Raw genomic sequence first — 12133 nt, forward strand, 5'->3', positions numbered from 1 at the left:
TATCTTTCTATTCACCTATATAATATCAAATAATTGCGAATAGTTACACTTGAACGAACAGATGGATGTAATTTGAAACAACTTTAAAGAGCCTTGCTACGTAGAATGTAGTAAGGCTCTTAGCTTTTTAATAATCAAAATTCAATAACTTTATTATCATTATACAACAGCCCCACTAAGCTTATTACCACTTAATGAGGCCATTTGATTCACATTATTAATTATGGAACGTCGGCTTATAGAACGAACGATTATCAAGTGCGAAGACACGCTCTGTGTATTCGCCTGGTTTTGTGCGTCCTAATGCGCGGTCCATCATGTTCATTTTTGCATCTAAGTTATCGATGTAGTGCAGAATTTCTGCTTCTTTTACTAATGGTGGTTTTGGGCTACCCCATTCCGCTTTTCCGTGGTGCGAAAGGACGATGTGTTGAAGAATTAATACTTCTTCTGCATCGATTTGCAATTCGTCTGCTGCTTTACCAATTTCGTTCACCATAATAGAAATGTGGCCTAGTAAATTTCCTTCTAACGTATACGTTGTAGAAATTGGGCCAGATAGTTCGATTACTTTACCAAGGTCATGTAAAATAACGCCTGCATATAGTAAGTCTTTATCTAAAGATGGGTATAGATTTGAAATAGCTTTCGCTAAATCAAGCATTGATACGACGTGATAAGCTAGTCCAGATACGAACTCGTGATGGTTCTTTGTCGCTGCTGGATAGTCTAAAAACTCATTTTGATGCTTATTTAATAAATGTCTTGTTAGACGCTGAATGTTCGGGTTTCTCATTTCAAATATGTATTGCGTAATTTTCTCAACCATATCTTCTTTTTTCACTGGTGCTTTTTCTACGAAGTCTGAGATATCTGTTACTTCATTTTCATTCGCAACACGAATTTGTTTCACACGTAATTGAATACGTCCTTTGTAGTTTAAAATATCACCAGCTACTTTCACGATTGTTTCCGCTACATATTGTTTCTCAACTTCTGGTGATACGTCCCACAATTTCGCTTCAATATCTCCACTTGGATCTTGTAAGATTACTGTTAAAAATGGCTTTCCATTGCTTGCGATACCTTTTGTCGCTGTTTTAATTAACAAGAAAATATCGACTTGTTCACCAACTTCATACTCTGCAATTTTCTTTTTCATTCGAATTCCTCCACCAAATCAGTTACTTTTAGTATAGCACACTACAACTCATTTTCTTTACGCATATGTGTTAATTTTATAATCTGTTTTTCTGGAAAATACGCAAGTAAATGCGCATGACATGTAAAGAATATGACTTGTCTATCCTTTGCAATTTCCTTTATAAGTTCAATCGTACGATTCGTCCTTACCGCATCAAAATGCACGAAACTATCATCAATAATAAATGGATAATCATGTTCGAATGTTTTCGCCAGTGCAAATCTCAGCGATAAATATAACTGCTCCGCTGTCGCTTGGCTTAGTTCATGACTGTAAAAACGCATACCATCGTTACGTTCAACGATAAACGGTTCTGCCTCTGACGGTGAAAAGATTTTACTATAGCGTCCGCCTGTTAAATAGACGAAATACTCTTCTGATTTTTGTAAAATACGAGGAAGATGAACTTCATGATAATAGTGCTTCGTTTTCGTTAACACTGTCTTTGCGGCCGCATAAGCAGCCCACTTCTTCACTTGTTCACGCACTTGCGCTTTTTTCATTTCCCATTCATGCATTAAATCGCCGTACGTACTACCTTCTTCTAAATTCGCAATTTCCATACGATGTTTCGCAATACGCTCTGTCAGTTCTTTCTCTTTCGTAAGACAGTTTTGGACAGTTGTAATTTCTTGCTTTAATTTTCCTTCATACCCGTCAGCTTCATAATGTTCAGCTAATGATAAACTCGTTAAACGCTGTTCCAACAGATCAATTTGCGGTAATAAACGCCCCACTTGTTTCTCTGCATCCTCACGTTTTTCCGCCAGTTTACCTGCTTCTAAAAACATCTCTTCATCTGTAGACTCTGCAATATGCCATAAACCATCTCGTTCTATTAGTAATTGCTTTAATTGTTCTTGCATAAACTCATATTCTTCTTGCCATTCCGCCAGTTTTTCTTTTAACTGCTTACAAGTTTGGCGCTTCTCTTTCTCATTTTGCATACGGCTTTGTGCCTCGTGTAGCTTACTATACTCCGCACTACCGATAACAGTTTCTAGTTTATGTTCAAATTGCGAAATCATTTCATATAATGAAGATTTTCGCGTACCTTGCTTCTCTAACTCTCGATATAATTGCTGCATTTTTTCAATACGCTCAAACGCCGGCAATATGTGTGCATACGTATAAAATTCAGGAAACATATAGCGCGTTTTATATGCATCGACTTGTTCTCCCGCCTGGAACGTTTCTCTCTCCCATTCCTCATACGATGAAACGACTTTATCATACGCTCGTTCCAACTGCTGTAACTTATAAGACTCGCGCTCAAATAACTTCCGAATCTCTTCATCTTTTTCTAACTGATAACGAACAGACATCGCTTCTTCACTTTGTCTCCCGCCAGCACTTTGCTGAAGTGTAAGGAGCTCTTCTTGTAATCCACTTGATGGATCTTTATATAAAACAAGGGCGAGAACAATCCCTACAAAAACAATGACACTAATAAATAAGAGCGGTCGATTGTCTATAAATAAGCTTGTGAATAAAATGCCTGTGTTAATAAGAAGTAACAGAAGACAAACTCTTTGCCACTGCTTTTTCTTTTGCATAGCCGCTCCTGCTTTTTCCTCATACTTGCGCTTCATTCTCTCTGCGCCCATACCGATAAACGCCGCATCTTGGAACGACTTCTCTTTCTCAGCTAACGCATTTCGCTCTTCATCCGCTAACATTTGTTGCTTAATCTGTCTTATATTCTCTTCTTGTTCTTCTAATTGCTCCTGCGCTACTTTAAAACGATCATCAAGCTGTGCTTTTTGCGTTTCTAATTCACGCGCCTTTTGCACTGTTTGCGTAATTAACTCTTTTGTTGCCAAACTCATATCAAACGACAGAACTGTTTCCTTTTCAAAAGTAGCACCAATTTGTTGCTCTAGTTCTGCCAGTTCTTCTTTTATATTCGTAATACTTCCTGTCAAATCACGCATTTCTTGGCGTGCATTTTCGTAAGACATATGCTGCATACGAAGTTCTTCTACATAACTTTCTTTTTGTAAAAACTCTTCATCTATTTGAATCGAGGCAATTTCCGATTGCACTGTCTCAATTTTCTTGTGGAGCGAATCAACTTGTAATTGAAGCGGCTCCATCTTCGCCTTAATTGCTTCATAACGCGCCATTCCGTTTACAGGAAACTGCCCGCTCTCGTTCTCTAACACTTTCTCGTGCGCACGCTTTTCAATAACGAGAGGCTCAAGCGCTGCTAATATTTCATAATCTTGCTTCCGCTTTTCTGCATTCTCTTTTTCCACGCGAACAGAAGCAAGTTTCTCTTCACTTTCTTTTAACTGCTCCACTTGCTTTTCATACGTGCCAATTTTCCCTTGCCACTCTTTCATCTTCTCTTCAAGTTTCTTCATCTCTTGCAATGACACGTTAATTTCTGGTTTACGACCACTCGGCTTGAAGCGCTGGTCCATTTCTTTTTCTAGCTTTTTATCTAACTGCAATAGCGCATCACTTCCGACTGCACTTGCCGAAAATAAATAATTGCCAATATCTGCTTCGCCAAGCTGATGAATGTTTTGAAGGCCATGCATATCAAATGAAAAGACAGATTCAAATAAATTTTCATTCATCCCGCTTAATATATCGTTTAAAATTTCTTCTCCGCCCGTTTTCCCGTCTTCAAAATAAACGGTCACCTCGCCAGCTGCCGTCTTTGGCAATCGCTCAATTTTCAAACGACCGTACTGCTCTGTTTGCACAGTGATCGCACCGCCATACTTCCCGCCTTCTTTCGGCTCATAACGGCGCTGTCCTCTCGTCGGAAAACCGAATAAAATACTTTTCATAAATGAGCGAATTGTCGATTTCCCCGCTTCATTTTCACCGTATAACACTGTCAGCAAGGAAAGATCCATTTCCACATTTTCTAATTTTCCGTACCCATAAATATGGAGTTTTTCAATTCTCATTTTTTATCCCTCTCTTGCTGGAATAATTGTTCTAAAATAATATTTTCTGCTTCCTTTTGAATCTCTTTCTTCTCTTCTTCTGTAAAAGATTCAATACTATTACGCGCTACAGGAGATGTCCAAATAGTGCGCAATACTCCGTCCATATTAGTGAAAGCTTCTAACTCCTTTAGCACACTACCGACGAAATGATTTTCCGCTTTCAAACGTTCGATTTCCGCAAAAGAAACCGTCTCATTTTTCCACTTCATTGCATATACGAAATCTTTTCGCTCTTCTCCAGATGCTAAAATGTGAAAAATCTCTTCCACACGCTTTTCGTCGCGCAAATAAGGTGAAAGTGGGCCTTGTCCTGTAAATACGACAGTTAATAGCGTACCTTCCTCTTCTCTTCGGCATTCATTCATCGCAGTAGATATGCTTGTCATAAGTTCATCAACAGTTTCAAGTCCATCAATACAAACTTCGATTTCATCCCATACAACATCTGCCGTATGGAAAAATGAACACTGTGTTCCTTGTTTCGTAAGTTCAATAAGGTACGCACCCTTCTCGCCTGTTTCCTTACGATGACGACCTTGTATGTTCCCTGGATAAATAATGTATGGTTCTTCTGATAAAATTTCACGTTTATGTATATGGCCAAGAGCCCAATAATCAAACTGTTTTTCTTTCAACTCACGAATTTGAAACGGTGCATAGCGATTATGCTCTGCATCTCCTTCCACACTTCCGTGAAGCATACCAATATGAAAAGGCGCATCACTCATTTTCGTATACTGCGCTGTCATATTATCCGTTACCGCTTGCTGCAAATAACTAAAACCATAAATAGAAGCTAATAGCTCACCATTTTTATAAAATGATTTCTCTTCTACATAAGGCTCAGTAAATACATGAACATTTTCCGAAAACTCAATTGCTGCCCAGCTTCCCCCTAAATGATCATGGTTACCGTGAATAATAAAAACAGGGATATCGTATTGCGAAAGTCTCTTCATTTGCTCACGCACAAACACTTGCGCCCTCAAACTTCTCGTCTCCGCATCATACAAATCCCCAGCTAGTAATACGAAATCAACGCGCTCTTGAATCGCTTTATCAACAATACGCTCAAATGATTCAAACGTACTTTGCTTCATTCTCTCCCACACAGACTGCGTAACATTCATCTCCATCCCTTTAAACGGACTATCCAAATGCAAATCAGCCGCATGTATAAACTTTACTTGTTTCACAAATAACGATCCTTTCTATCTTTCAAAAGTTTCATTTTATCAAAATTTAAATCGCTGAAAACTAATAATCATCGAGAATAAAAATATTCTCGATGATTAAAGTTTCATTCTATTTTACCACGCAATGTCATATATTTCTTTGCATATTGTAGCATTTTATGTCAAAATAATTATAAGATTCTGATTTTAAATATTGGAGGGAATTTTCATGGGAGTATACGTTCTAACAGTCTTTGAAAAAGATGGTTCAAAAGCATTAGACGAATCATTCGAGGCGGCAACTGAAAAAGAAGCGAAAGCAAAAGGTGAATCTATCTTACAAGAAAAAGGATTGTATGAAAAAACACATCGCTGTACATCTACTGCAGGTAAGCTCGTTTTATTCCAGCGCTAAAAAAAGAAGCGTCATCCGCTTCTTTTTCACTCTACTATATCTTCGTCACACCACGTAAACACCACATCTAGAATACGATTACCGATACGTACGCGTTTATTCCATTTACCTGTTTGGATCTGATGTTGCAACTCTGCTTTCATCTTTTCCGTCCAGTCGTGAATCGTTTCACTACCGTCGTACGGATATACGCTCGGAAACTCTTTCTGCAGTAGATGCAAGCTCTCTGCATCAAAATGAAAATGGAAGAAGTAGTTTGCTGTAAGCGATGGTTCTTGCAATCGTAAAAAATGATCATCAATTTGCTTTCTATTTCGATAGAAAGTAAAGATATTCACTTTACCGCTCGTAATTTGGTCAATTTGAATTTCGTGCTTCTCTATAATCACGTCTTGTCCACCTCGTTATATACTATCCTTAGTATATATGTCTTTTGCAACAAAGTTAACCATTTTCGCGCGAAATTCATTTCCTTCATTATATTACCTGTACCTCCATATGCAATCAGAATAAATAAAACAAAGTTGAAGGGGAGCGATCACATGTATTTCGGAAGCAAAGGTTGGTATGTAAAAGAACTTAAAAAATTAGGTATCCGTACTTATGAAGGTAAAAAACTAGAATCGTATCGTACGCATGTGTTGTCTAGTTTACTTGAGAGAATGAAGAAGGCTTCGGCTTAATAGAATAGCAAGAAGTAAACCTGAATATTGATAAATGATAAAAAACACCTCCTAAATTCGCATACTAAGTATGCAAATTAAATGGAGGTGTTTTTATCAATCTCGCTTTTTCAGGGGCGCTTCAGTTTTCATAAAATATTTTTTGTTTCCGCTGAAACGGATAAGTTTTAATCTCAGCTGTATCTAAATTTTCATTGAATAAATGAATAGCTATAATTTGTCTACAATCGTAAGTATGGTAATAATATGTTCCAGATTCCATACACATTGCACTCGTATAGATGGTATTATCTAATGTTCCGTCTTCTGTTATTACTGCCCCTTTAGGGACCTCACAATTTGATAAGATATGAAAAATAGCAGATATCCCCTCTTCTTCGTTCTCTATACCTTGAATGTTTTGTTTTCCATATGCTGCCCGCACAAATCTTGATGGCGGGGTAAAATCTCCAGGAAGTCCCATCGTTCCTGAACCTTGGCCAAAAGCACTTAATGGTACATCTCCCCACTCCGTTGGCGCAAATGGCTGCGATTTAAGTCCAATATATTGTCTTAAATTTTGTAAATGCCAATTAAACTCCGGACTATTAGTCATCACTCCTAATGGATTGTCATACATTTTTAGTCCATCAGTTGTCGGCTCAAGTACAATACAATCTCCCCATTTATCTGCTAAAATCCAATGTAGCGGTGGGGTAATTCCTAAAACTGGTAATGGTATATCTATAAGGGAAATGTTATCAACAGATTTTTTTAACTCTTCAACAGAATTAAATTGGGTGAGGCTCCAAGCCACAAAATCAAATGGCGCTAAATTCGTTTTATGGTTATCTATACTGTTACTATAAGTAGCGAATCCCGGGAAATAGAGAGTAGCACACGTCATACCAGCTTCATTTACTCCGTCCGCCATAATGACCCTTCCTTCATGATTAATTCCCATTCCGACAACAGCCTTTTTCGCTCGGATAGTTTCACCAGTTATATTGTTCCACTGATAACGCCGAGGAATGATTATTACTTCCTGATTCATATCTAATGTGAAATCCATTGTTCTCGCAAAAAGATGTTGGAAATTTTTAGTTTGTAACGTCAAACTAGTACACATGAAGAAATCCCCCCATTTTATAGTTATATACACATTTTATAAAATTCTGATAAATACGTAAATTAAAAACCCTATTTATCACTAACAAAGTAACCACCCAAACTAAAAATGCTATAATAAACCCAATCAAACTAAGGGGGCAAATTACTTTGCTTGGAACATGCATTCAATTTCATAAGTTTGGCAATCCAAAAGACGTATTACAAGTTGAATATAAAAATATAGAACCACTGAAAGATAATGAAGTTTTCGTCCGTATGCTAGTTAGACCGATTAATCCATCTGACTTAATTCCCATTACCGGAGCGTACGCACATAGAATTCCGTTACCTAACATACCTGGTTATGAAGGTGTTGGTATTGTAGAAGATGTTGGCGCGGGCGTTACGAGAGAGCTTATCGGTAAACGTGTTTTACCGTTACGCGGAGAAGGTACTTGGCAAGAATATGTGAAGACGCCAGCTGATTTTGTAGTTCCTATTCCTGATTCTATCGATAACTTTACAGCTGCACAAATGTATATTAATCCCCTTACGGCGTGGGTTACTTGTACAGAAACGTTAAACTTACAGAGTAATGACGTTTTATTAGTGAATGCTTGTGGGTCCGCTATTGGGCATCTATTTGCGCAGTTATCCCAAATTTTAAATTTCCGATTAATTGCCGTTACAAGAAATAATAAGCATACAGAAGAATTACTGCGCCTTGGTGCTGCATATGTAATTGATACTTCCACTGCCCCGCTTTATGAAACTGTTATGGAATTAACAAACGGGATTGGTGCGGATGCTGCGATTGATTCTATCGGAGGACCGGATGGAAATGAATTAGCTTTCTCCTTACGTCCAAACGGGCATTTTTTAACGATCGGTCTTCTATCAGGAATACAAGTGAACTGGGCCGAGATTGTCACGAAAGCAAAAGTACACGCAAACATATTTCATTTACGACATTGGAATGATGAAGTGTCACCATATAAATGGCAAGAAACGTTTCGTCACTTAATTCGTTTAGTAGAAAATGAGCAATTACGTTTTATGAAAGTCCATTCTACGTATGAATTAGCGGATGTGAAAGCGGCAGTTGATGTTGTACAGTCCGCTGAGAAAACGAAAGGGTAACTAACTGTTACGATTTATTTAACCAATTATAACGAAAGTTAATTAAATATATCAGTAAGCCCTGCTAGTCAAGTGATTGGCTAGTAGTGAGGGTTAACTGCGGGCAATCCCTAAAGCTGATTGAACTACAACGTGGCTAGAAATAGTGAGCGTGAATGTCGCGAAAGCAGAAAAAATCAATCAGATCGTGCAAGGTTAAATCCTAAACACTAGAACAATGGGTCTTCCGCCTCGAATCATCTAAGTCAAAAGTGATAAGATGAACGTTCAACGACTATCTCGTATAACTGACGAGAGTACATCACAAGCCTATGGTGGTGGAAAAATCCTCTATCTCTAAGTAGATAAACATATAGTCTGCGCTCATGTGAAAACATGAGAAGTTCATAAGAGAACTGGCTAAGGAATTGCGCCCTTAGTTGAACAAGATACATTTAATTAAATCTATCAAACCTCATTGAATATATCGAACGTACGTGCTATGTTTGGTTCGATGAGGTGAGAATAATAATGAAATTTTCACGAGTTAGTCAAGTATCGGAATTAACAGGTTTGCATCCGAGTGGTCTCAGGAGAATGCTGGTGGAACACGCTACGATTCAGAAGAACAAATCTTTCATTAAAGGAGTTACATTCTGATGATATTGGCGAAGAAAGTTAGACTGATTCCAACGCCTGAACAAGAAAAAGTGCTTAGAAACCATGCTGGTGCTGCAAGATTTGCTTATAACTATTGTAAAAGAATAAGTGATAGATATTATAAGCTATTTGGAAAATCTGTTTCACAGTTAGCTTTACAGAAACGATTTACAAAGATCAAGAAGCGAAAGAAATATGAGTGGTTAAAAGACATTAATGCACAAGTTCCTAAACAGGCTTCAAGAGATTTTGATGCGGCGAGAAAAAATTCGTTCAAAAAGTACAAAAATGGTTCTCACACTTCTTATAAATCCAAAAAAGATGTAATCCAAGGATTTTATGCTAATTATGAAAGACTGATTATAGGAAAGAAAGTAGTTCACATTCAGTCTATTGGAGAAGTGAAAACAAGCCAACAACTACCAAGAAATAAAAAACCATCCAATCCAAGAGTTACCTTTGATGGTCGTCACTGGTGGATTAGTGTAGGGTTCCAAGAAGACTTTGAATTACAAGAACTAACCAATGAGTCAATCGGTGTGGATGTTGGTTTAAAAGAGCTGTTTGTAGCTTCTAATGGTATGAAAGAACGAAATATAAACAAAGATGCCAAGGTTAAAAAACTTTTGAAAAGGAAAAAGTCAGCACAAAGAGATATGTCTAGGAGATTTAAAAAAGGTGTGAAAATTCAATCTGCTGGATATGAAAAAGCGAAAGCTGAGCACCTGCGGTTATCTAGGAAAATTATGAATATCCGAAATAACCATATCCATCAAGCAACAGCTAAATTGGTGAAAACCAAACCAATGAGGATTGTTGTGGAAGACTTATCTATCTCAAACCTGTTAAAAAACAAAAAACTATCGAAAGCATTTTCATTTCAAAAATTAAACTTCTTCTTTCAATGTTTATCATACAAGTGCGAGAAGTATGGCATTGCGTATGTAAAAGCTGATAAATGGTTCGCTTCAAGCAAGATTTGTTCATGTTGCGGCGTAAAATACGACCATTCAGTTCAACCAGAAGGACAGTGGAGTTTAAAAATACGTGAGTGGTGTTGTGTTTCATGTAATAGCCATCACGATAGGGATGTAAATGCTGCGATAAATTTATCAAGATGGGTAAAATAAATGCTTGATAATAGGAGGTAACGATACTGCCTCGTGTGGAGTGTTATACCCCTCGTCCCTTCGGGGTTGCGAGAACACGATGAAGCACTAACTTGTGTAAATTTGATTGAATTGTATAGATTTAGTTAAGTTTATCGTATCGGAAAGTGTTTTTGACGAGTTATTAAATGCAAAAGAAGAAGTCTTTTGCATTTACCTTTTAAATAGACTAGATAGTACGTTTAGCAGTCTATAATTGTAATTTTTTGGTACAATTATATTGAAAGGTAAAAGGAGCTTCTAACATGTGGTTCATTTCGGCAATTTGGCCTATTATACTAGTCGGGGGAATTGTAGTATTTGTAATAAAAAGATTGGAACATAAATATAAGCACGGCAAATTGGGTAAGAAAAAATCAAAAAACACTCAAATTTTATTAGACAGTTTAATACCAATGGCAATGCTTTTAGGGTGTTTGATCGGTATTATTGTCGGCATATTTTCTCCTGATTCTTTACTACTTTCAATTAGTTTAGGATCCGGAATAGGCTATTTATTTGGTTTTTTCGCCTATGAAATTTATAGCAAGACAGGAAACAATTTTTCCTAATCCAAAAGGAATAAGCGGGACAGTACATAGTAATCATATAAAATATGTAACTGTCCTTTATTTTTGCATCAATGTTATCACCTTACCTTTCGCCTACTATACACCTCTTTTATTGATTTTTCTCTCCTCCCCTTTTTGCATATCCGCTTTTTTATTTTCATTGGATCTATATCCAAAGTAAAGTAGCGCACATGTAATAACAGAACCTACAATGTATCCTAAAAAACATCCTAACCAAAACATAGTGTAACCGCCTCCATTCATAATAAATTTTATGTAATATAACTCTTTACATACTCCATCGTTTATTTTTATCAACTATACACTTTCTAAAATTATTCATACCACTAATTCTCTTCATATCTCAAATAGCAATTTTATTATTTGTCATAAAGTTAACACCTTCTTTAAATAAAAAAACTTCCATTTTATCACTTTTTCTTAAGAAATAATATACTACATTTGAAATAAGCGAGCTAGTACATCGGCCCTTCTCTATTTTAACTTTAGTCATGAACAAAAGAAAAATAAAAAACCCCCTCAAAGCATAAACTTCAAGGGGTGAGCCTGTTTTTTATTTACTTATATACGTTTGCAAGTTCTTTCATTTCGTCCATCGCAATATCACGAGCTTCTTTTAGCTTACTTTCATAAGAACCAGCACGACCACCGACAACATCACGAACAGAAGCGAATAAATCGCGGACAATATTTGCACCATGACTGACACTCTCCTAATAAGTTGTAGTTTTAATTAGCTTTCTTATGTCTTTATTATGACATGGAAAAAGTAACTAATCTATTGAATTACCTTACAGGAGTGTGACAATTTTGTAATAATAAAACGCGCTTTATGTTTCATTTTAATAAAGCGCTTTAATATTGGGATACATAAACGAGTCTCTATTTTCTTTCCAATCCTTTTCTACTTCTTTAAAAGTTGGTCGCCCTAATTCTTTATTATTTTCATGTTTACTAAACCATTTTTTCACATACTGATCTCCATTTTTACTTTGAACTGTGCAAAGGAAACTATTACTACTATCCTTTAATATTTTTACAATCACGAATAGACACCTCTTCCCTTCTCAATATCATAATA

At 36.7% G+C, this 12133-nt stretch carries 13 protein-coding genes and 1 pseudogene; 6 read left to right on the forward strand and 8 right to left on the reverse strand.

Annotation, left to right across the window (positions count from 1 at the left end):
- Positions 1-217: 217 nt before the first annotated feature.
- The 3 genes from yhaM to ABWK52_RS13160 are packed head-to-tail and all read right to left on the reverse strand — an operon-like array spanning position 218 to position 5366.
- Positions 218-1162, reverse strand: a complete 945-nt coding sequence (gene yhaM / locus ABWK52_RS13150) for a 3'-5' exoribonuclease YhaM (protein ID WP_000726639.1) — start codon at positions 1160-1162, stop codon at positions 218-220.
- Positions 1163-1203: 41 nt separating this feature from the next.
- Positions 1204-4128 (reverse strand): ATP-binding protein, encoded by a 2925-nt coding sequence (locus ABWK52_RS13155; protein WP_098542372.1) that lies wholly within the window; start codon positions 4126-4128, stop codon positions 1204-1206.
- Entirely contained in the window at positions 4125-5366 is a 1242-nt protein-coding gene (locus ABWK52_RS13160; RefSeq protein WP_098542371.1) for a metallophosphoesterase family protein, read from the reverse strand. The genes ABWK52_RS13155 and ABWK52_RS13160 overlap by 4 nt, the downstream gene beginning before the upstream one ends.
- 208 nt (positions 5367-5574) lie before the next feature.
- Between ABWK52_RS13160 and ABWK52_RS13165 the strand changes: the two genes are divergently transcribed.
- Entirely contained in the window at positions 5575-5760 is a 186-nt protein-coding gene (locus ABWK52_RS13165) for a YhzD family protein (RefSeq protein ID WP_000539552.1), read from the forward strand.
- Between the two features lie 26 nt (positions 5761-5786).
- On the opposite strand, the gene ABWK52_RS13170 is transcribed toward ABWK52_RS13165, so the two are convergent.
- Positions 5787-6149 carry a hypothetical protein gene (locus tag ABWK52_RS13170; protein WP_000582785.1) on the reverse strand — a complete coding sequence of 121 codons (363 nt, stop codon included), beginning with the start codon at positions 6147-6149 and terminating at the stop codon, positions 5787-5789.
- Between the two features lie 153 nt (positions 6150-6302).
- Between ABWK52_RS13170 and ABWK52_RS13175 the strand changes: the two genes are divergently transcribed.
- A complete protein-coding gene (locus tag ABWK52_RS13175) occupies positions 6303-6443 on the forward strand; it encodes a YflJ family protein (protein WP_000273536.1) in 141 nt (46 codons plus the stop codon).
- A gap of 121 nt (positions 6444-6564) precedes the next feature.
- Here the strand turns inward: ABWK52_RS13175 and ABWK52_RS13180 are convergent, their stop codons facing one another.
- Positions 6565-7551 carry a choloylglycine hydrolase family protein gene (locus tag ABWK52_RS13180; protein WP_000337593.1) on the reverse strand — a complete coding sequence of 329 codons (987 nt, stop codon included), beginning with the start codon at positions 7549-7551 and terminating at the stop codon, positions 6565-6567.
- Between the two features lie 149 nt (positions 7552-7700).
- On the opposite strand from ABWK52_RS13180, the gene ABWK52_RS13185 reads away from it, so the two are divergent.
- The 4 genes from ABWK52_RS13185 (at position 7701) to ABWK52_RS13200 (ending at position 11031) form a co-directional block, all read left to right on the forward strand.
- Complete coding sequence (locus ABWK52_RS13185) at positions 7701-8672, forward strand: zinc-dependent alcohol dehydrogenase family protein (protein ID WP_098507952.1); 972 nt, start codon at positions 7701-7703, stop codon at positions 8670-8672.
- A 510-nt stretch (positions 8673-9182) separates the two neighbouring features.
- Complete coding sequence (locus ABWK52_RS13190) at positions 9183-9311, forward strand: hypothetical protein (protein ID WP_000672782.1); 129 nt, start codon at positions 9183-9185, stop codon at positions 9309-9311.
- Complete coding sequence (locus ABWK52_RS13195) at positions 9311-10441, forward strand: RNA-guided endonuclease InsQ/TnpB family protein (RefSeq protein ID WP_098542370.1); 1131 nt, start codon at positions 9311-9313, stop codon at positions 10439-10441. The genes ABWK52_RS13190 and ABWK52_RS13195 overlap by 1 nt, the downstream gene beginning before the upstream one ends.
- Positions 10442-10725: 284 nt before the next feature.
- Positions 10726-11031, forward strand: a complete 306-nt coding sequence (locus ABWK52_RS13200) for a hypothetical protein (RefSeq protein WP_016117357.1) — start codon at positions 10726-10728, stop codon at positions 11029-11031.
- Positions 11032-11127: 96 nt separating this feature from the next.
- Here the strand turns inward: ABWK52_RS13200 and ABWK52_RS13205 are convergent, their stop codons facing one another.
- The 3 genes and pseudogenes from ABWK52_RS13205 to ABWK52_RS13215 all read right to left on the reverse strand — a co-directional run bounded on the left by ABWK52_RS13205 (position 11128) and on the right by ABWK52_RS13215 (position 12098).
- Positions 11128-11274, reverse strand: a complete 147-nt coding sequence (locus tag ABWK52_RS13205; RefSeq protein ID WP_000498632.1) for a hypothetical protein — start codon at positions 11272-11274, stop codon at positions 11128-11130.
- 335 nt (positions 11275-11609) lie between these two features.
- Positions 11610-11750 (reverse strand): annotated as a pseudogene (locus ABWK52_RS13210) (heavy metal-binding domain-containing protein); the annotation flags it as partial.
- 144 nt (positions 11751-11894) lie between these two features.
- Positions 11895-12098: a DUF4028 family protein gene (locus ABWK52_RS13215; protein WP_000635860.1), complete on the reverse strand. Its 204-nt coding sequence runs from the start codon at positions 12096-12098 to the stop codon at positions 11895-11897.
- Positions 12099-12133 lie beyond the last annotated feature (35 nt).

This window comes from Bacillus sp. AP50, from assembly GCF_040492675.1.
Taxonomy (GTDB): Bacteria; Bacillota; Bacilli; order Bacillales; family Bacillaceae_G; genus Bacillus_A; species Bacillus_A cereus.